The organism is Cellulomonas sp. PhB150 (assembly GCF_003755175.1).
Taxonomy (GTDB): domain Bacteria; phylum Actinomycetota; class Actinomycetes; order Actinomycetales; family Cellulomonadaceae; genus Cellulomonas.
Window position 1 is genome coordinate 97,607 of sequence record NZ_RKHX01000002.1, and the last position, 19,340, is coordinate 116,946.

The following is a 19,340-nucleotide window of genomic DNA, read 5'->3' on the forward strand; positions in this document are numbered from 1 at the left end:
TTCGGGCGTGCGCGGGCCGATGCAACGGACGTGAGCCAGCCGACACAGTCCGTGATCCCTTTCCTGCACGCCCTCGCGAGCACGGGCGGCTCCGACCTGCACTGCAAGGTGGGTTCGTCGCCCCGCGTGCGGGTCGACGGTCGGCTGCGCAAGCTCCAGGTGCCCGAGCTCAAGCCGGCCGACACCGAGCGCATGCTCGAGGAGGTCCTGCCCGACGACCTCGTCGCCGAGTTCCGCCAGACGCACGAGGCCGACTTCGCGTACTCGCTGCCGGGCGTGGGTCGGTTCCGCGTCAACGCCTACCAGGCGCGCGGCACGTACGGACTGGTCTTCCGCCGCGTCGCGGTCGGCGCGCAGTCGCTCGGCGACCTGCACGTGCCCGAGGTCGTCGGCGAGCTCGCGCTCGAGCCGCGCGGCCTCGTGCTCGTCACCGGCCCGACCGGCTCCGGCAAGACGACGACGCTCGCGTCGATGGTCGACCTCATCAACACCTACCGCGAGGTCAACATCGTCACGATCGAGGACCCGATCGAGATCCTGCACCAGGACAAGAAGGCGATCGTCTCCCAGCGCGAGATCCGCCAGGACACGGCCGACTTCACCGCGGCCCTGCGTGCCGCGATGCGCCAGGACCCGGACGTCATCCTCGTCGGCGAGATGCGCGACATCGAGACGGTGCGCGCGGCGCTGTCCGCGGCCGAGACCGGTCACCTCGTGCTCTCGACCCTGCACACGATCGACGCGCCCGAGACGATCAACCGCATCGTCGACTTCTTCCCCCTGCACGAGCAGAAGCAGGTGCGCGTGGCGCTCGCGCAGGCGCTGCGCGGCATCGTCTCGCAGCGTCTCGTGCGCCGCGCGGACGGCAACGGCCGTCGCCCGGCGATCGAGGTCATGGTCAACACGGGCCGCACGGCCGAGGCGATCCTCGACCCGTCCGACGCGCCGCCGCTGATCGACCTCATCCGCGAGGGCGACTACTACAAGATGCAGACGTTCGACCAGCACCTGTTCCAGATGGTGCGCGACGACATCATCACGCAGGAGGAGGCGGTCTCCGCCTCGTCGAACCCCCACGACCTCATGGTCGAGCTCCGCCAGGCCGGCCTCGTCGCCTGACCTCGGACCCCTCCAGACGAACGGCGCGCGGCCCCCGGCCGCGCGCCGTTCGTCGTCCCGGCCAGTTGATTTCGCGAAAGACGCGATATAACGTGTCTGACAACACGAGATATATCGCGAATGGAGCGAGCAATGCCTACCGAGTCCTGGGTCGTCGCCGGCCCGCAGATCATCGAGGTCGAGCAGGTCGACGCGCTGCGCGTGCAGCTCGTCGGCGGCCGCGTGGACGTCGTCGCGCACGACGAGCCGACGACGCGCATCGAGGTGCACGCCGTCGACGGCCGACCCCTGGAGGTGACCCTGAGCGACGGGGAGCTGCGCGTCGGCTACTCGTTCACCCTGGGCGGCTGGGAGGGGTTCCTCGAGAAGTTCCGCAACTTCCGCGACAAGGACCGCGCGGACGTGCACATCGCCATCCCGCGCTCGGTGCGCGCCAAGGTCGGCACGGTGAGCGCCGAGGGCCTGCTCGCCGGGGTCGACGAGGACGCGTCGGTCTCGACGGTCTCCGGCTCGCTCGTCACCGACGGCACGCGCGGGCGGCTGTCGGCCAACACGGTCTCCGGCGAGATCGTCGTGCGCGCCCACGCGGGTGCGCTCAAGCTCAACACCGTCTCCGGCGAGCTCGCGGCGTCGGGCGAGCTCACGCTCGTGCAGGCGAACTCGGTGTCGGGTGACCTGTCGCTCGACGTCACCACGGGCTCGTCGTCCGTGACCGCCTCGACCGTCTCCGGCGACGTGACCGTGCGGCTGCCGCAGGAGCAGGGCGTGCGCGTGCAGGCCCAGTCGGTCTCCGGGCGCCTGGTGATCGACGGCCGCGAGTACAAGGACGGCAAGCCCGCGCAGCGCAAGGTGGACCTGACGACGGGCGACGGCGGTTGCTTCGTCTCGGCGAACACGGTCTCCGGCCACGTCACGGTCCTGCGGAGCGCGCCGTGATGGCCCCGGTGTTCGCCCACGGCCAGCTGCGCCTCTACCTGCTGGCGCTGCTCGAGTCCGGTCCCAAGCACGGCTACGAGCTGATCACCGCCCTGTCCGCGCGGTTCGACGGCACCTACCGGCCCAGCGCCGGCACGATCTACCCGCGCCTGTCCCGGCTCGAGGACGAGGGGCTCGTCACGCGCACCGACGAGGAGCGCAAGAGCACCTACGCGCTCACCGACGCCGGCCGCGTGGAGCTCGAGGCTCGCCGCGACGAGCTGACCCACCTCGAGGCCGGCATCTCCGAGACGGTCCGCGACCGGGCGTTCCAGGTCCGCGACGACGTGCGGGGCTCGATGCGTGGGCTGCGCAAGGACCTCGAGGAGCAGGCGCGTCAGGCCCGTGCGGCGGCGAAGCCCGGCCACGACCCGTCGTCGGACGCGCGCCGCGACTCCCACGCCCGCTGGGCCGAGGCCGACGGGCTGGTGACGCGGTTCCGCGACGAGCTGCGTGCGGACCTCAAGCGGGCGTCGGCGCACGGACGTGTCGATGCCGAGACCGTCGAGCAGGTCCGGCGCGCGCTGGACGACGCGCGCCGCGCCCTGCGGGACACCCTGCGCTGAGGAAGGACCGAGCCGATGTACCCACCGGTGATGGTGCGGGTGCTGCTACGCGCCGTCGTCGGGATGACCGAGCCAGGCGTGCCAGCCGGTGTGCAGCACCAGCCACGCCATGAGGCCGTACCCCGCCTGGCCCGGCAGCTCGCCGTCGCCGGCGGCCATGTCGCCGAGCCACTGCTCGTGGGCGGCGAGGGGGGAGTAGGTGTCGACGTAGGGCACACGGCGCCGCGTCGCGACGTCGCCGAACGCGGCCGAGAGGTCGCCGAGCCGGTCGCTGTCGGTGGCGGGGCCGGGGGGAGGGCCGACGACGAACGCCGGCAGCTTCCACTGGTCGGCGACGTCGAGGATGTTCGCGAGGTTGAGCCGGCTGCGCGCGAGGGACAGGTTCGCGCCCAGGTCGGCACGGCCGAGCCCGACGACGAGCCGGTTGTCGGCCGCGGGGTCGAGCCGCCGCCGCACCTCGTCCTCCCAGCGGGACCCGAGCGCGGTCGTCGTCTCCCCGGGCACCGCGAGCGCCACGGTGGTCAGCCGGTCCGGCGCCGAGGTGCGGGCGGCGACGCGCCCCACCCAGCCGAGCGCCTTGGGATCCCCGGCACCGGCGACGAGCTCGTCACCGATCACCACGAGCCGCAGCTCACCCACCAGTACCACTCCTTCGCGTAGCCGAGGTCCCAGTCTCTCAGGGGGCCACGGTCCGCGGCGGCGGGCTCAGCGCGTGTCGCAGCGCCGGGAGGTCCGACGGTGAAGGGTTCGTCACGCCAGGCGTGACGAACCCTTCACCGTGCACGGGTCTCTGCGGAGTCAGCGGGCGAACGCCTGCTCGACGAGCGTGGCCTGCTGCGCCTGGTGCTTCTTCGCCGACCCGGCGGCCGGCGACGCCGACTCCGAGCGGGACACGACGCGCAGCGTGCGGTTCAGCAGCTGCGGCAGGTGCATCGAGACGAACGACCACGGGCCCTGGTTCTGCGGCTCGTCCTGCACCCAGACCAGCTCGGCACCGTCGAACGGCGCCAGCGCTGCGGCGGCCGACTCGACGTCGAGCGGGTAGAGCTGCTCGAAGCGGACGATCGCGGTGCGCTCGTCGCCCGACTTCACGCGCTCGGCCAGCAGGTCCCAGTAGACCTTGCCCGAGCACAGCAGCACGCGGTCGACCTGCGAGGCCTTCGCGGCGGCCAGGTCGTCGCCGATGACCGGCCGGAACGTGCCGGTCGTGAAGTCCTCGACCGCCGACGACGCCGACTTCAGGCGCAGCATCGACTTGGGCGTGAAGACCACGAGCGGCTTGCGCGGGCGCTGGTAGGCCTGACGGCGCAGCAGGTGGAAGTGCGACGCGGGCGTCGACGGCTGCGCGACGAACATGTTGTCCTGCGCGCACAGCTGCAGGAACCGCTCGATACGGCCCGACGAGTGGTCCGGCCCCTGGCCCTCGTACCCGTGCGGCAGGAGCAGCACCACGGAGGAGCGCTGCGCCCACTTCTGCTCGGCCGACGAGATGAACTCGTCGATGATCGTCTGCGCGCCGTTGACGAAGTCGCCGAACTGCGCCTCCCACAGCACGAGCGCGTCGGGGCGCTCCACCGAGTAGCCGTACTCGAAGCCGAGCGCGGCGTACTCCGACAGCGAGGAGTCGTAGACCCAGAACTTGGCCTGGTCGCCCGAGAGGTAGAGCAGCGGGGTCCACTCGGCCCCGGTCTCGCGGTCGTGCATGACCGCGTGGCGCTGGACGAACGTGCCGCGACGCGAGTCCTGGCCGGCCAGGCGCACCGGGGTGCCCTCGGCCAGCAGCGACCCGAACGCGAGCAGCTCGCCGTAGCCCCAGTCGATGCCGCCCTCGCGGGACATCTGCTCGCGCTTGGCCAGCAGCTGCGCGAGCTTGGGGTGGACCGTGAAGCCCTCCGGCGGACGCACGTGCGCACGGCCGATGCGCTCGATGAGGCTCGCGTCGACGGCGGTCTTCCAACCGACCATCACGCCCGCGTCCTCGAGCTGAGACTCCGGGCGCTCCAGGCCCGCGACGGCCTCGGCCTCGGCGGGGGGCGGCGTCCAGCCGTCCTCGCGCGTCTCGGCGAACACCCGCTCGAGCTGCTGCTGGTAGTCCTGCAGCGCCTGCTCGGCGTCGGTGATCGTCAGGTCGCCGCGCGCCACCAGCGTCTCGGTGTAGAGCTTGCGCACCGAGCGCTTGGCCTCGATGAGGTTGTACATGAGCGGCTGCGTCATCGAGGGGTCGTCGCCCTCGTTGTGACCGCGGCGGCGGTAGCAGAGCATGTCGATGATGACGTCGCGGTCGAACTGCTCGCGGTACTCGAACGCCAGCTCCGCGGCGCGCACGCACGCCTCGGGGTCGTCGCCGTTCACGTGGAAGACCGGCACCTGCAGGCCCTTGGCCACGTCCGTCGCGTACTGCGAGGAGCGCGACGACGAGGGGCCCGTGGTGAAGCCGACCTGGTTGTTGATGATCACGTGGATGGTGCCGCCGGTGCGGTACCCGCGTAGCTGCGCGAGGTTCAGCGTCTCGAACACGACGCCCTGCCCCGCGAAGGCCGCGTCGCCGTGGATGAGGATCGGCAGCACGGAGAAGCCGTCGCCGCCCAGGTCGATGCGGTCCTGCTTGGCGCGGACGATGCCCTCGAGCACCGGGTCGACGGCCTCGAGGTGCGACGGGTTGGCCGCGAGGTACACCTGGGTCGTCGCGCCGGACTCGGCGGTGAACGTGCCCTCGGTGCCCAGGTGGTACTTCACGTCGCCCGAGCCCTGGACGGACTTGGGGTCGGCGTTGCCCTCGAACTCGCTGAAGATCTGCGCGTAGGACTTGCCCGCGATGTTCGCCAGGATGTTGAGGCGACCGCGGTGGGCCATGCCGATGCCGACCTCGTCGAGGCCGTTGTTCGCGGCCTTCGACAGGATCGCGTCGAGCAGCGGGATGACGGACTCGCCGCCCTCGAGCGAGAAGCGCTTCTGGCCGACGTACTTGGTCTGCAGGAACGTCTCGAACGCCTCGGCAGCGTTGAGGCGGCGCAGGATCCGCAGCTGGTCCTCGCGCGGGGTGCGGGCGTAGCCGGACTCCAGGCGCTCCTGGAGCCAGCGGCGCTGACGCGGGTCCTGCAGGTGCATGTACTCGATGCCCGTGGTGCGGCAGTACGAGTCGCGCAGCAGGCCGAGGACGTCGCGGAGCTTGGCGTTGTTCTTGCCCGTGAAGCCGCCGGTGGGGAAGGAGCGGTCCAGGTCCCACAGCGTCAGGCCGTGGGTCTGGATGTCCAGGTCCGGGTGCTTGCGCTGGCGGTAGGCGAGCGGGTCGGTGTCCGCCATGAGGTGACCGCGCGAGCGGTAGGAGTGGATGAGCTCGGCGATGCGCGCGGGCTTGATCGCCTCGGCGTCCGGGTCGCTCGACGTGTCCCGCACCCAGCGGACGGGCTCGTAGGGCACGCGCAGCGACGCGAAGACGCGGTCGTAGAAGCCGTCCTCGCCGAGCAGCTTGACGCCCAGGATCCGCAGGAAGTCACCCGACTGGGCGCCCTGGATGATCCGGTGGTCGTAGGTGCTCGTGAGCGTCAGGACCTTGGAGATGCCCATCTTGTTCAGGCGGTCCTCGGACGTGCCCGCGAACTCCGCGGGGTAGTCCATCGCGCCGACGCCGATGATCGTGCCCTGGCCCTGCATCAGGCGCGGCACCGAGTGGACGGTGCCGATCGTGCCCGGGTTGGTCAGCGAGATGGTCGTGCCGGCGAAGTCGTCGACCGTGAGCTTGTTGCCACGGGCGCGCCGCACGACGTCCTCGTACGCGCTCCAGAACTGCGCGAAGTCGAGGGTGTCGGCCTTCTTGATCGAGGGGACCATGAGCTGGCGGGTGCCGTCCGGCTTGGCCAGGTCGATCGCGATGCCCAGGTTGACGTGCGCGGGCTGCGTGACGCCCGGCTTGCCGTCGATCGGGGTGTAGGCCGCGTTCATCGCCGGCATCTGCGCGAGCGCCTCGACCAGCGCGTAGCCGATGAGGTGGGTGAACGAGATCTTGCCGCCGCGACCGCGCGTGAGGTGGTTGTTCACCACGATGCGGTTGTCGACCATGAGCTTGGCCGCGACCGCGCGCACCGACGTGGCCGTCGGCACCTCGAGCGAGGCCTCCATGTTGACGACGACGCGCGCGGCCGGGCCGCGCAGCTTCTGGACCTCGTCGGTGACGTCGTCGGTCTGCGGCGTGCTCTTGAGCGCGGCCTCGGCGTACGGGGCCGTGGCCGGCTGCGCCGTGGCGACGGGGGAGGTGTGCGGGGCCGGCTCGCGCGACGGCTTCGCGACGGGCGTGGGCTCGTCGGTCGGCTTCGGGACGGTCGGGGTCTTGGCGTCCGTCGACGTCGCGGTGGCGGGCTTGACGTCCACCGGCTTCTCGGGCGCGGGCGTCGGAGCGGCAGCGTTGCCGTTCGTGCTCGCGGGCTTGCCGTCAGGAGCGGCGTCGACGTCCTCGGGCTTGTAGCCCTCGAAGAAGTCCCACCACGCGGGGTCCACCGCGTTCTTGTCCTTCAGGTACTGCTCGTACAACTCGTCCACGAGCCATTCGTTCGCGCCGAAAACGGCGCGCATCGAGTCAGGCTCAGCCTTCTGGGACACGCGAGGATCGCCCACTTCCGCTGCGGACCTGGTCCGCGTCGTTGCCGGTTCTGTCGGTGTCAACACTACGGCCTCCGGACCTTCGTCCCATGCTCGAAGCGGCCATCTTGGACACCGGACCAGTGCTCTTCACTCGCTCGACACACGCGGGTCAACACCGGGCAATTGCGAGCCTTTGCCCGGCAAAAGCCCTGGTCGGCGGACCGTCTGCCAGGTCATGTCTTGGCCGCGCCCCCGAGACGCCCGGGATCGGGACCGGTCAGAGCGTGGTGAGGGCGATCTCGCCCGTGGGCGGGGCACCCGCGCCCGGGAGCGTGACCCGCATGGTGCAGCCGGACTCCGTGTCGGCGACCTCGATGCGGCCGCCGTGCAGCTCGACGGCCCAGCGGACGATGGCCAGCCCGAGCCCGGTCCCGCCGGTCGAGACCTGGCCGGTGGTGGACGGGCTGTTGCCGCGCACGAACCGCTCGAACACGTGGGCCCGCTGCGCCGCGGCGATGCCGGGGCCGTTGTCGATCACGTCGATCTGCACGTCGCCGGCGACGCGGGTGGCGACCAGGCGGACCTCGTCGTCGTCCGGGGAGTGCCGGACCGCGTTGTGCAGGAGGTTCGCGACCACCTGGTGCAGCCGCTCGGGGTCCGCGGGGACGGACAGGTCCGCCGGCTCCACGGTGACCGGGAAGCGCAGGTGCTTGGTCGCGCCGACGAGCTGCGCGCCCTCGGCAGCCTCGCGCAGGAAGTCGGCCAGCCGCACCTGCTCGATCTCCAGGGGGGCGTCGCCGGCCTCGAGGCGCGACAGGTCGAGCAGGTAGGTCACCAGCCGGCCGAGCCGCTCGGTCTGCGCGAGCGCGGCCTCCATGGTGGCGGGGTCCGCCTCGTCGACGCCGTCGACGATGTTCTCGAGCTGCGCCTGCAGCGCGGTCACGGGCGTGCGCAGCTCGTGCGAGACGTTCGCGACGAGCTCGCGGCGGAACTGGTCGTTCTGCTGCAGGTCGTCGGCCATCGTGTTGAACGCGGAGGCGAGCTGGCCCACCTCGTCGGCGCTCGTCGCGCGCACGCGCCAGGAGTAGTCGCCCGACGCCATCTGCCGCGCGGCGTACGTCATCTCGCGCAGGGGGGACGTCATCCCCCGCGCGAGCACCTGCGTGACGACGAGCGAGATGACGATGGCGAGGGGGAGCGTGCGCGTCGGCCCGAGGTGCCGCGAGAGGCCCACCCAGGTGATGAACGAGGCGAGGGTCACCGTCGCGGCGACGAGGATCCCGAGCTTGATCTTGATCGAGCGGAACTGGTCGAGCGGGCGCACGTCGGGCAGCAGGGGCCGGGCCGAGGCGCCGCGGACGTGACGGGGGGACGCCACGTGCTCAGGCGCCGTCCTGCTCGTCGCCGTCGGCGGGCTCGAACGCGTACCCGACGCCGTGCACGGTGCGGATCAGGTCCGGGCCAAGCTTGCGCCGCAGGGCCTTGACGTGCGAGTCCACGGTCCGGGTGCCGCTCGCGTCGACCCAGTCCCAGACCTCGGCGAGCAGCCGCTCGCGCGTGAGGACCGTCTTGGGGGTCGCGGCCAGCGCGAGGAGGAGGTCGAACTCGGTGGGCGTCAGGTGCACCTCGGCGCCGGCCCGCTGGACGCGGCGCTGGGCGCGGTCGATGACCACGTCGCCGATCTCCACCGGGGGGTCGGGGTGCGCGGCCTGCGCGATCTCTGCGGCACGCGCCGCGCGCTCGGTCCGGCGCAGCAGCGCCTTGGTGCGGGCGACGAGCTCGCGCATCGAGAACGGCTTCGTCATGTAGTCGTCGGCGCCCACGCCGAGGCCGATCAGCATGTCGGTCTCGTCGTCCCGGGCCGTGAGCATGAGGACCGGCACGGGACGGTCGGCCTGGATGCGGCGGCACACCTCGAGGCCGTCGATCCCGGGGAGCATCACGTCGAGCACGACGACGTCCGGCTGCAGCCGGGCCGCTGCGGCGACGCCGGCGAGCCCGTCGCCGACGGCCTCGACGGCCCATCCCTCGGCCGTGAACCGGCGCGCGATGGCCTGCGCGATCGCCGGCTCGTCCTCCACCACCAGCACGGTCGTGCCGTTGCGGCCGCCGCTCGTCGTCATCATCCCCTCACCTTGGCACAGGGCCGTGGGAGTCGCGGGGAGATCGGCTCGGACGCCTGTGGATCACCCCTGGCGACGCGGCCGGGGACCTTTATGATGGGCGGCACCATGAGCAGCTCAAGTCGCTGCCGGCGTCCCGCCCGGGGCTCGATCCCCGGGCCCGACCATGCCGGCCACCCCACTGAACTGTCCGCCGCCCCGAGCATCCGGGGCCCCCTGTGCTGAGCGAGTGGCTCCTCGTCGCCCTCGGCATCGTGCTCACCCTCGGGACCGCGGTGTTCGTCGCGAGCGAGTTCTCGCTCGTCACGCTCGACCCGGGCGTCGTCGAGAAGCAGACCGCGCAGGACGACCGCCGCGGGCAGGGCGTGCTCCGCGCGCTGCGGCGCCTGTCCACCGAGCTCTCGGGCGCGCAGGTCGGCATCACCGTGACCACCGTCCTGCTCGGGTACACCACCCAGCCGGCCGTGGGCCGGATGCTGCGCGACCTGTTCGACGGGTGGGTCAGCACCGCGCTGAGCGGGGTCCTGGCCGTCGTCTTCGCGGTCGTCATCGTCAACGGCTTCTCGATGGTCGTCGGCGAGCTCGTCCCCAAGAACTTCGCGATCGCGCGGCCCCTGGGGACCGCGCGCGCCGTCGTGCCGATCCAGTCCGGCTTCACCACGGCGCTGCACCCGGTGATCGCCTTCTTCAACGGCAGCGCCAACGCGCTGCTGCGCCGGTTCGGCATCGAGCCGCGCGAGGAGCTCTCCGGCGGCCGCTCGCCGCAGGAGCTCGCCGCGCTGGTCCGCCGCTCCGCGCAGGAGGGCACGCTCGACGAGTCCACGGCGACGCTGCTGACCAACTCGATCGACTTCTTCGAGCTGACCGCGGTCGACGTCATGACCGACCGGCAGCGCCTCGTCGTCGTGCGCCGCGACGACTCCGCCGCCGACGTGACGGCCCTGGCGCGGGCGACCGGCCACTCGCGGTTCCCCGTGATCGGGGAGTCGAACGACGACATCGTCGGGCTCGTGCACGTGCGTCGGGCCGTCGCGGTGCCGTTCGCGCGCCGCGCCGAGGTCCCCGCCGCTGCGCTCATGGTCGACGCGCCGCAGGTCCCCGAGACCGTGCACCTCGGCCCGCTGATGGTCGAGCTGCGCGAGCAGGGGCTGCAGATGGCGGTCGTCGTCGACGAGTACGGCGGCACCTCGGGGGTGGTCACGCTCGAGGACGTCATCGAGGAGCTCGTGGGCGACGTGGCGGACGAGCACGACCGCCGCCGGACGTCGGCCGCGCGCGCCGCGGACGGGTCCTGGCACCTGCCGGGCGTCCTGAGGCCCGACGAGCTCACCGAGACCACCGGCCTGAAGGTGCCCGACGACGGCCCCTACGAGACGTTGGGCGGCCTGCTCATGGCCCGCCTGGGTCGCATCCCGACCGAGGGCGACGCGATCGACGTGGACGGCGTGCTGCTGCAGGTCGAACGGATGGCCGGCCGCCGCGTGGAGCGGCTGCGCGTCGTCGCGCTGGAGACCGAGGACGGGGAGGGACGGGCATGAGCAGCACCACCGCGCTCCTGATCGCGATCGCGCTCCTGGCCGCCAACGCCTTCTTCGTCGGCGCCGAGTTCGCCATCATCTCCGCACGCCGCAGCGCCATCGAGCCCCGCGCCGAGGCCGGCGACCGCCGCGCCAAGACCGTGCTGTGGGCCATGGAGAACGTCTCGCTCATGCTCGCGTGCGCGCAGCTGGGCATCACGGTCTGCTCGACGAGCCTCGGCGTGGTCGCCGAGCCGGCGATCGCCCACCTCATCGAGGACCCGCTCGAGGCTATGGGCGTCAGCAGCGACCTCACGCACCCGATCGCGTTCGTCGTCGCGCTGCTCGTCGTCGTCTACCTGCACGTGGTGCTCGGCGAGATGGTGCCGAAGAACCTCGCGGTCGCCGGCCCGGACCGGGCGGTGCTCATGTTCGGCCCGCCGCTGGTGTGGGTCGCGCGCGTGGTCAAGCCGATCATCGTGGTGCTCAACTGGATCGCGAACCACACGCTGCGCGCCGTCGGCGTCGAGCCGAAGGACGAGGTCTCCTCGGCCTTCACCGCGCAAGAGGTGCAGTCGATCGTCGAGCGCTCGCAGGCAGAGGGGCTGCTCGAGGACTCCGAGGGGCTGCTGCGCGGCGCGATCGAGTTCTCCGACCGCACCGCGGGCGAGGTCATGGTCGCCACGGCCGAGCTCGTCACGCTCCCCGCCGACGTCACGCCGGACGCGGTCGAGCGGCTCGTCGCGCGTACCGGCTTCTCCCGGTTCCCCGTGCTGGACGAGGCCGGGCTGCCCGTCGGGTACCTGCACCTCAAGGACGTCCTGTACGCCGACGCGGAGTCCCGCACCCAGCCCGTGCCGTCCTGGCGCGTGCGGGCGCTGGCGCTGGTCGGCCCGGACGACGAGGTGGAGGACGCGCTCGCCGCGATGCAGCGCTCCGGTGCCCATCTCGCGCGGGTCGAGGACGCCGGGGTGATCGTCGGCGTCGTGTTCCTCGAGGACATCCTCGAGGAGCTGGTCGGCGAGGTGCGCGACGCCATGCAGCGCGAGCAGTGGCCGGGCGCCCGCCGCTGACCGGCTGGCTCTTCTCGCGCGTCGACGGCTCGCCGGTTCGTTGTCATCTCGCCGATCCAGGTCGGCGAACCGATGCCGAACCGGCGAGCTGACGGCCGGGTGCCCGCACGCACCGTGGGCCGGTCGAGTGAAACTGCACACACCCTTCACAAACCAGGCCGTGGTCGAACCCTGAGCGGCGCGGCGGCTCGACGGCGGCGTGTCGCACGGCGTGTCGGCACAGGCTCGCCGCACAGGTGCCCAGGGTGTCCGCTGGACATCCGTCCAGGGGCTTGGAACCGATCCCACGAGCCGTTATGGTTTCGTGATCGCGCCGGCGTCGACGTCGGCACGTCCTCGCGTCACGCGGGGGCGGATCGATGTCGAGCGGAGTCTCGACGGGCCGGACCAGGTCGCCTCGGCGGCCGCCATCGTCGGAGCGGGAGGTGTCGTGGGGTCGGTCGAGAGCGCATCCCCCCTGGCACCGCTGACCCGACGTGAGCTCCGTGAGGCCGAGCGTCGCGCCCAGGAGGCAGCCGCCGCCGCGGCAGCCCCGGCTCCCGCTCCCGCCGCCCCGACGCGTGCGGCCCAGCGCGCGATCTCGAGGCCCGGCACGTCGGACCACCCGGCCGGCGTCCCGGCCTGGACCTCGGGCGCGGCAGCCCACCCGGCACGCCCCACGTCCGCACCGCGCACCACGCACGGCGCGTTCGTGTCCGGCGCCGACCGGCCCGACGCCGTCGACCCCCGTCCGGCCCCGCGCGGCACGGCCAGCGCGCACACGCCGCACGGCGTGACCTCGAGCCTCGACCCGCGCGCCGCGATGCCGACGACGCGACCCGAGCCCGCTCGTACCCCCGAGCCCGAGCCCGAGCAGCCGCGCCCGACGACGGCCTTCTCCACGGCGCGCTACGGCGTGAAGCCGCCCGCCGCGCGCCCGGCCCCGGCACCCGCGGGCTTCGTCCCCGCCCAGGTGAACGGGTCGTGGCAGTCGGACATCCGGGCGGTCGACGCGCGGCTGGTCCGCGAGACGCCGGCGGAGCCCGCGAGGGGCGTACGTCCGGCCGAGGCGCCGGCTCGGCCCGCGAAGCAGCAGCCCGACGAGCGCCGCGCGGCCGCCCCCGCCGCGCCGCTCTACCCCGCGGTTGCCCCGGAGGAGCTGTCCGCCGCCGAGGCCGTCACGGAGGCCGTCACGACGGCGATCCCGGCCGCGACGCACTCGTCGCCCGCCTTCCCGGCCGTCGCGCCCGAGGTCGATCCGGCGCCCCTCGCCGCATCCCCGTCGACCGACGGCCCCGAGCCGGACGCCCAGCCCGCCGCCGCGCTCCAGCCGAGCACCCACCACCTCTCGCGCGCGCTGCGCCGCCAGGCCGCGGCACCCACCAACGCCAAGAAGTCGCACCGTCGGCCGGCCCGCGCCGCGACCCGCCTCGGCGTCCTGACCGCGCTGGCCGCCGTCACGGTCGTCATCCCGGTCAGCCAGGGCGCCATCGCCGGCACGGCCGTCATCTCCGGTGAGCCGCTGACCAACGCGACGCTCCCCAGCACGGTCAGCGCGCTGACCGCCGCGCCGGCCTCGATGCTCCCGCCGGCCTCGCTCGTCCCGACCGACGGCGCCGTCTCCGTGCGGGCCCTCGCCGCGGCCGCGAGCCGCGACGAGACCCGCTCGCTCCTGCCGGGCTGCGACCCTGCCGTCCGCGCGCCGGGCAGCAACGGCCTGCTGGCCGAGAAGGACCTGTGCACCCTGTGGGACGGCCACACGCGCCTGCGCGCCGACGCCGCCTCGAGCCTGGCCGAGTTCAACGCGGCCTACGTCGCGCGGTTCGGCGCCGACATGTGCCTCGCGAGCGGCTACCGCACCCTTGCCGAGCAGCGCAGCGTCAAGGCCACCCGCGGCGGCCTCGCGGCGGCCCCCGGCAAGTCCAACCACGGCTGGGGCCTGGCGACCGACTTCTGCAGCGAGCTGACGTACGGCGAGCGCTGGACCTGGATCAACGCGAACGCGCCGACGTTCGGCTGGGAGAACCCCGCCTGGGCCAAGCCCGGCGGCAGCGGTCCGTTCGAGAAGTGGCACTGGGAGTACACCAAGGGCGTCAAGGCCGACGGCGAGTACTACGGCTGAGCAGCCCCTCACCAGAACGAGGCCCCCACTCCGCGGAGTGAGGGCCTCGCGTCGTTCGGGGGTCACTCCAGGCGCAGGCCCCAGGTGATCTCGTGCACGTCGCCCGCGGCCAGCTCGACGAGGTCGTCGCCCGTGCGGAACGCGTCGGCGATACAGCTCATCGGCTCGATGGCCACGCCGCGGCGCTCGATGAGGGGGATCCCGTCGCCGGTGCAGATCTGCCACGCGGCGCAGCCCGCGTCGGCCCACATGGCCACGGTCCGGCCGTCGGCCGAGGCGAGCCGCGCCCAGGTGAGCCCGTCGTCGTCCCGGTCGGGGGAGACCCACGCGTCGTCGAACGCGACTCCGCGCAGCGCGACCCCGCCGCGCAGGTCGTCGATACCCTCGACGGGGACGTCGCCGGTCGGCAGCAGCCGGTCGTCGACCGTCACGTGGCGCGAGGCGCCGAGCGTGAGCGTGCAGTCGTCGACCGCGGCGTCGCCGGGGGACAGCCACGGGTGGAACCCGACGCCGTACGGGGCGACGCCCGAGCCGACGTTGTCGGCCGCGGTGTGCACGCTCAGGCCGGCCTCGCTCAGGCGGTAGGTCACGCGGATCCGCACGGCCCACGGGTAGCCGGGGGTCGGGACGATCGTGTGCTCGAGGGTCAGCGACGTGCCGTCGTCGGCCCGCTCGGTGAGCTCGAACGCGACGTACGCGACCAGGCCGTGCAGCGCGGTGCGGCGGGCGTGCTCGGAGACGGGGACCTCGTAGGTGCGGCCGTCGCGGTCGTACTCGCCGTCGCGCAGCCGGTTCGGCCACGGCGCGAGGACGGCGCCGGAGAAGGCGGGGGCCAGCACGTCCTCGTCGAACGGGAGCACGACGTCGCGCGCGCCGACGCGGTACTCGCGCAGGCTCGCGCCGACGGCGGCGACGACCGCGTGCTGGTCGCCGAGGGTGAGGGTGTGCTGGGTGCCGGTCGGGATGTTCACGTTGACACGGTAGTGGCCGACCAGTGCTGGGACGGCCGCTCGCCCACAGGGCGTGTCACCCGGTCGGGTGAGTCGTGTCCTGGTTGTGGACAACGGGCTGTGCGGGCCCGCGCGTTCCCCTAATGTTCGGGTCCACATAGCGGGGCAGAACGGCAGGAACCGGGCGGGGGGTCCGATGGACGGCGTGGGGATTCTCGAGGGTGAGGTGCGCGAGCTCATCCGACGGCGGGGGCTGGACCCCGTGCGCGACCGCCCGGGGATCGACGCGCTCGTCGCGGACGCGATGGCGGACTACGACGAGCGCTCGGTCATCGGCTCGGTCCCCGTCCTGCCGGACCCGGCCGCCGCGCACAAGGCCGTGGTCGACGCGGTGGCGGGGCTCGGGCCGCTGCAGCGGTACCTCGACGACCCGGAGGTCGAGGAGATCTGGATCAACAGCCCCTCGCAGGTCTTCGTCGCCCGACGAGGCGAGGCCGAGCTGACCACCACGATGCTGACCGACGCGCAGGTGCGCGACCTGGTCGAGCAGATGCTCAAGGCATCCGGGCGCCGGCTCGACCTCTCGAGCCCGTTCGTCGACGCGTCCCTGCCCGGTGGGGAGCGGATCCACGCCGTGATCCCGGACGTGACCCGGCGGCACTGGTCGGTGAACATCCGCAAGTACGTCGTGCGGGCCTCGGGGCTCGACGAGCTCGTCGCGCTCGGCTCGCTCACGCCCCACGCGGCGGCGTTCCTGGCCGCGGCCGTCCGGACCGGGCTCAACGTGCTGGTCTCCGGGGCGACCCAGGCGGGCAAGACGACCATGCTGAACGCGCTCGCGGGCTCGATCGGGCCGCGGGAGCGCGTGGTGAGCTGCGAGGAGGTCTTCGAGCTGCGGCTCGCGGCCCGCGACTGGGTGGCGATGCAGTGCCGGCAGGCGAGCTTGGAGGGGACCGGCGAGATCCCGCTGCGGCGGCTCGTCAAGGAGGCGCTGCGCATGCGGCCGAGCCGGCTCATCGTCGGCGAGGTGCGTGAGGCCGAGGCGCTCGACCTGCTCATCGCGCTGAACGCTGGCGTCCCCGCGATGTGCACGATCCATGCCAACTCCGCCCGCGAGGCGCTGACCAAGCTCTGCACGCTGCCGCTCCTGGCGGGCGAGAACGTCTCGGACCGGTTCGTCGTGCCGACGGTCGCGTCCGCCGTGGACCTCGTCGTCCACCTCGACCACGACGCCTCCGGTCGCCGCCGCGTGCGGGAGGTCGTGGCCGTGCCGGGTCGGGTGGAGCAGGGGGTCGTGGAGACCGCCGACCTGTTCGTGACGCGCGGCGACCGGCTCGTGCGCGGGGACGGCTTCCCGCCGCACGCGGAGCGCTTCGCGCGCAACGGCATCGACCTCGCGGCGCTGCTGCGGGCCAGGGACTGAGCGGTGGGGGTCGTCGTCGGGCTCGTCCTCGGTGCTGGGCTGGCGTGCGTCTGGTGGTCGTTCTGGCCGCCGTCGCCGCCCGACGAGACGGCGTCGCGACTCACGTGGCGCACCCGCACCCAGGACACGCTCGTCCAGGCGGGGGTCGCCGGGGTCACGCCGGGCGGGATGGTCGCGGCGAGCGCGCTGCTCTCCCTGGTGGTGCTGGTGATCGGGCTCGCCGTGACGCGGACGCCGTCCATCGCGCTGTGCTTCACGGTGTTCGCCGCGTTCGGGCCGTGGGCGCTCCTGCGCGGGCGCGCCCGGCGACGGCGTGTGCGGCTGCGCGAGCTGTGGCCCGACGTGGTCGACCACCTCGGCTCGGGCATCCGGGCGGGGCTCGCGCTGCCCGAGGCCGTGGCGCAGCTCGCCGAGCGCGGGCCGGTCGAGCTGCAGGCGCCGTTCCGCGCGTTCGCGGAGGACTACCGGGCCACCGGGCGGTTCGGGGAGTGCCTCGACCGGCTCAAGGCCACCCTGGCCGATCCGGTCGCCGACCGGATCATCGAGGCGCTGCGCCTCACGCGCGACGTGGGCGGCACTGACCTCGGGCGGCTCCTGCGGACCCTGTCGGCGTTCCTGCGCGACGACCTGCGGACGCGCGGTGAGCTCGAGGCGCGGCAGTCGTGGACGGTGAACGCCGCACGCCTCGCGGTCTCCGCGCCCTGGGTGGTCCTCGCGCTGCTCTCGACGCGTCCCGAGGCGGCGCAGGCGTACGACACCGTCGCGGGGTTCGCGGTGCTCGTCATCGGCGGGGCGTGCACGGTGGTCGCCTACCTGCTCATGCTGCGGGTGGCGCGGCTGCCCGACGAGCCACGGGTGCTGCGGTGATCGCCCCGCTGACGGGCGCCGCCATCGGGCTGCTCGGCGGCCTCGGGCTCGTGCTCATCGTCTCGCGCCTCCGTTCCCGCCGGATCACGCTGGACCAGCGGCTGGCGCCCTACCTGCGACCGCAGCGCACGGCGTCCGCGCTCCTCGGCGAACCGGTCGCGCGAGGTCCTCTCAGCGCACTCGAGCGGCTCGCCGCTCCGCTCATGGCCGACGGGGTGCGGCTCGTCGGCCGGGTCGGGTCGCCGACCGCGGACGTGCGGCGGCGGCTGGTGCGGGCCGGGCGGTCCGAGTCGGTCGAGCAGTTCCGTGCCGGGCAGGTCGTCGGGGGAGTGCTGGGCCTGGCCGCCGGGCTCACCCTCGCCCTCGCCCTCGCGGCGACCCGCCATACCGCGACGCCCGCGCTCGTCGTGCTCGTGGCGATCTGCGGCGTCACCGGGCTGCTCGCGCGGGACTGGCTGCTGACGCGGCAGGTCCGCGCGCGCGAGGCGAGGATGCTCGCCGAGCTCCCGACCATCGCCGAGCTCATCGCGCTCGCGGTCACCGCGGGCGAGGGCGCGACGGGGGCGCTCGAGCGGGTCGTGCGCACGTCGCACGGCGAGCTCACCGCCGAGCTCGCCCGCACCCTGGCGGACGCGCGCTCCGGCACGCCCGTGACCACAGCGCTCGACCGGCTCGCGGGCCGCACTGGGCTGGCGCCCCTGGCACGGTTCGCCGAAGGCGTCGCGGTCGCGTTGGAGCGCGGCACGCCCCTGGCGGACGTCCTGCGCGCGCAGGCGCAGGACGTGCGCGAGGAAGGGCGGCGCAGCCTCATGGAGTCGGGTGGTCGGCGCGAGGTCGCGATGATGATCCCGGTCGTCTTCGTCATCCTCCCGGTGACCGTCGTCTTCGCCGTGTTCCCGAGCCTCGTCGTGCTGCGGGTGGGCCTGTGAGCCCCGCCGCCCGACCACCGAGCAGCCCAGCAGCACCCCACCGACCGCGCACCACCAGGGAGGACCACCATGACGACGACCACGCGAACAACCCGACGATCCCGCCCCCGTGCAGCCTGGGCCGCACTGCTCCGGCGCCTGCCCGGGCCGGGCAGCGACCGCGGCGACGTCCCCGGCTGGGTGCTCGTCACCCTCATGACCGCCGGCCTGGTCACCGCACTGTGGGTCCTGGCCGGCGACACCCTCAGCGACGTCTTCTCGGACGCCATCAAGAGCGTCCACGGCTGACCGACGCGGGCTCCGCGATCGTCGACTTCGCGCTGATCGGCGCGCTGGTCACCGTGCTGTTCGTCGCGATCGTGCAGCTCACGCTCGTGCTGCACGTGCGGAACACGCTCATCGACTCGGCGAGCGAGGGCGCCCGGTACGGCGCGCTCGCGGGCAACGACACCGACGACGCCGTCGCCCGCACCCGCCAGCTGGTCGACGGCGCGCTGTCATCGCGGTTCTCCGACGACGTCGCGGCGCGACGGGTCGAGCGCGACGGGCTCGAGCTCGTGCAGGTCGACGTCACCGCGCCGCTGCCTGCCCTCGGCTTCGTCGGCGCCGTCGGATCGCTCACCGTCCACGGCCACGCGCTCGCCGAGGTCCCGTGAGCCGGTGGGAGCTCCCGCGCGGCGACGAGGGGAGCGCGATCATCGAGTTCATCGGCGTCTCGCTCGTCCTGCTGGTGCCGCTCGTCTACCTGGTGCTCGTGCTGGGCAAGATCGAGGCCGCGACGTTCGCCGTGGAAGGTGCGGCGCGCGAGGCCGCGCGCGTGTACGTGCGGTCGGACTCGGCCGACGAGGGCTCGCGGGCCGCCGTCGCCTCCGTGGGCATCGCTCTGCAGGACCAGGGATTCACCGACGACCCCGCCGGGGCGCTCACCGTCGTCTGCTCCGAGGACCCGTGCCTCACGCCCGGGGGAGACGTCGAGGCCGACGTGGAGATCAGCGTGCCTCTGCCGTTCGTGCCGGGGTTCGTGCGCGACGCCGTGCCGCTGGCGGTGCCGGTCAGCGCCACGCGCTCGGCGCCGGTCGACGAGTACCGGGCGGGCGGGTGACGGCGGCGGTGAGCCGG

At 73.3% G+C, this 19,340-nt stretch carries 17 protein-coding genes; 12 read left to right on the plus strand and 5 right to left on the minus strand.

Features of this window, described 5'->3' with window-relative positions; translation table 11 throughout:
- The first annotated feature begins 30 nt into the window (after positions 1-30).
- From EDF34_RS07855 to EDF34_RS07865, 3 genes are all read left to right on the plus strand, one after another.
- A complete protein-coding gene (locus EDF34_RS07855) occupies positions 31-1,119 on the plus strand; it encodes a type IV pilus twitching motility protein PilT (RefSeq protein ID WP_123370829.1) in 1,089 nt (362 codons plus the stop codon).
- Between the two features lie 132 nt (positions 1,120-1,251).
- A complete protein-coding gene (locus EDF34_RS07860) occupies positions 1,252-2,055 on the plus strand; it encodes a DUF4097 family beta strand repeat-containing protein (protein WP_123370830.1) in 804 nt (267 codons plus the stop codon).
- Positions 2,055-2,660 (plus strand): PadR family transcriptional regulator, encoded by a 606-nt coding sequence (locus EDF34_RS07865; RefSeq protein WP_123370831.1) that lies wholly within the window; start codon positions 2,055-2,057, stop codon positions 2,658-2,660. Before EDF34_RS07860 ends, EDF34_RS07865 begins: the two co-directional genes overlap by 1 nt.
- A gap of 45 nt (positions 2,661-2,705) precedes the next feature.
- Here the strand turns inward: EDF34_RS07865 and EDF34_RS07870 are convergent, their stop codons facing one another.
- From EDF34_RS07870 to EDF34_RS07885, 4 genes are all read right to left on the minus strand, one after another.
- The gene (locus tag EDF34_RS07870) at positions 2,706-3,299 is read right to left on the minus strand and encodes a GDSL-type esterase/lipase family protein (protein WP_123370832.1); all 594 of its coding nucleotides are present in this window, start codon (positions 3,297-3,299) and stop codon (positions 2,706-2,708) included.
- Positions 3,300-3,458: 159 nt separating this feature from the next.
- Positions 3,459-7,229: a multifunctional oxoglutarate decarboxylase/oxoglutarate dehydrogenase thiamine pyrophosphate-binding subunit/dihydrolipoyllysine-residue succinyltransferase subunit gene (locus EDF34_RS07875; protein WP_123371255.1), complete on the minus strand. Its 3,771-nt coding sequence runs from the start codon at positions 7,227-7,229 to the stop codon at positions 3,459-3,461.
- A 286-nt stretch (positions 7,230-7,515) separates the two neighbouring features.
- Complete coding sequence (locus EDF34_RS07880; protein ID WP_123370833.1) at positions 7,516-8,616, minus strand: cell wall metabolism sensor histidine kinase WalK; 1,101 nt, start codon at positions 8,614-8,616, stop codon at positions 7,516-7,518.
- 4 nt (positions 8,617-8,620) lie between these two features.
- The gene (locus tag EDF34_RS07885) at positions 8,621-9,364 is read right to left on the minus strand and encodes a response regulator transcription factor (RefSeq protein WP_123370834.1); all 744 of its coding nucleotides are present in this window, start codon (positions 9,362-9,364) and stop codon (positions 8,621-8,623) included.
- Positions 9,365-9,579: 215 nt separating this feature from the next.
- Between EDF34_RS07885 and EDF34_RS07890 the strand changes: the two genes are divergently transcribed.
- The 3 genes from EDF34_RS07890 (at position 9,580) to EDF34_RS07900 (ending at position 14,052) form a co-directional block, all read left to right on the plus strand.
- Positions 9,580-10,899 (plus strand): hemolysin family protein, encoded by a 1,320-nt coding sequence (locus tag EDF34_RS07890; RefSeq protein ID WP_199737730.1) that lies wholly within the window; start codon positions 9,580-9,582, stop codon positions 10,897-10,899.
- Positions 10,896-11,951: a hemolysin family protein gene (locus EDF34_RS07895; RefSeq protein WP_123370835.1), complete on the plus strand. Its 1,056-nt coding sequence runs from the start codon at positions 10,896-10,898 to the stop codon at positions 11,949-11,951. The genes EDF34_RS07890 and EDF34_RS07895 overlap by 4 nt, the downstream gene beginning before the upstream one ends.
- Before the next feature lie 430 nt (positions 11,952-12,381).
- On the plus strand, positions 12,382-14,052 hold the full coding sequence (locus EDF34_RS07900; RefSeq protein ID WP_148076597.1) for a M15 family metallopeptidase: 1,671 nt from the start codon (positions 12,382-12,384) through the stop codon (positions 14,050-14,052).
- Between the two features lie 62 nt (positions 14,053-14,114).
- Here EDF34_RS07900 and EDF34_RS07905 read toward each other — a convergent pair whose 3' ends face one another.
- Positions 14,115-15,023, minus strand: a complete 909-nt coding sequence (locus tag EDF34_RS07905) for an aldose 1-epimerase family protein (RefSeq protein WP_233575267.1) — start codon at positions 15,021-15,023, stop codon at positions 14,115-14,117.
- 175 nt (positions 15,024-15,198) lie between these two features.
- On the opposite strand from EDF34_RS07905, the gene EDF34_RS07910 reads away from it, so the two are divergent.
- The 6 genes from EDF34_RS07910 to EDF34_RS07935 all read left to right on the plus strand — a co-directional run bounded on the left by EDF34_RS07910 (position 15,199) and on the right by EDF34_RS07935 (position 19,323).
- Positions 15,199-16,425: a CpaF family protein gene (locus tag EDF34_RS07910; protein ID WP_123370838.1), complete on the plus strand. Its 1,227-nt coding sequence runs from the start codon at positions 15,199-15,201 to the stop codon at positions 16,423-16,425.
- 3 nt (positions 16,426-16,428) lie between these two features.
- On the plus strand, positions 16,429-17,292 hold the full coding sequence (locus tag EDF34_RS07915) for a type II secretion system F family protein (protein WP_123370839.1): 864 nt from the start codon (positions 16,429-16,431) through the stop codon (positions 17,290-17,292).
- Entirely contained in the window at positions 17,292-18,221 is a 930-nt protein-coding gene (locus EDF34_RS07920; protein WP_123371257.1) for a type II secretion system F family protein, read from the plus strand. Before EDF34_RS07915 ends, EDF34_RS07920 begins: the two co-directional genes overlap by 1 nt.
- 69 nt (positions 18,222-18,290) lie before the next feature.
- Complete coding sequence (locus EDF34_RS07925) at positions 18,291-18,509, plus strand: hypothetical protein (protein WP_123370840.1); 219 nt, start codon at positions 18,291-18,293, stop codon at positions 18,507-18,509.
- Positions 18,510-18,526: 17 nt separating this feature from the next.
- On the plus strand, positions 18,527-18,877 hold the full coding sequence (locus EDF34_RS07930; RefSeq protein ID WP_370450045.1) for a TadE family protein: 351 nt from the start codon (positions 18,527-18,529) through the stop codon (positions 18,875-18,877).
- Positions 18,874-19,323 carry a TadE/TadG family type IV pilus assembly protein gene (locus EDF34_RS07935; RefSeq protein WP_123370841.1) on the plus strand — a complete coding sequence of 150 codons (450 nt, stop codon included), beginning with the start codon at positions 18,874-18,876 and terminating at the stop codon, positions 19,321-19,323. Before EDF34_RS07930 ends, EDF34_RS07935 begins: the two co-directional genes overlap by 4 nt.
- Positions 19,324-19,340: the final 17 nt, after the last annotated feature.

What these genes read in the sequence shown, in the direction of transcription:
- EDF34_RS07860 (WP_123370830.1), top strand. Translation starts at nt 1,252, where the DNA reads ATGCCTACCGAGTCCTGGGTCGTCGCCGGCCCGCAGATCATCGAGGTC.
- EDF34_RS07865 (WP_123370831.1), top strand. Translation starts at nt 2,055, where the DNA reads ATGGCCCCGGTGTTCGCCCACGGCCAGCTGCGCCTCTACCTGCTGGCG.
- EDF34_RS07875 (WP_123371255.1), bottom strand. Translation starts at nt 7,229, where the DNA reads ATGCGCGCCGTTTTCGGCGCGAACGAATGGCTCGTGGACGAGTTGTAC.
- EDF34_RS07885 (WP_123370834.1), bottom strand. Translation starts at nt 9,364, where the DNA reads ATGATGACGACGAGCGGCGGCCGCAACGGCACGACCGTGCTGGTGGTG.
- EDF34_RS07895 (WP_123370835.1), top strand. Translation starts at nt 10,896, where the DNA reads ATGAGCAGCACCACCGCGCTCCTGATCGCGATCGCGCTCCTGGCCGCC.
- EDF34_RS07910 (WP_123370838.1), top strand. Translation starts at nt 15,199, where the DNA reads ATGGACGGCGTGGGGATTCTCGAGGGTGAGGTGCGCGAGCTCATCCGA.
- EDF34_RS07925 (WP_123370840.1), top strand. Translation starts at nt 18,291, where the DNA reads ATGACGACGACCACGCGAACAACCCGACGATCCCGCCCCCGTGCAGCC.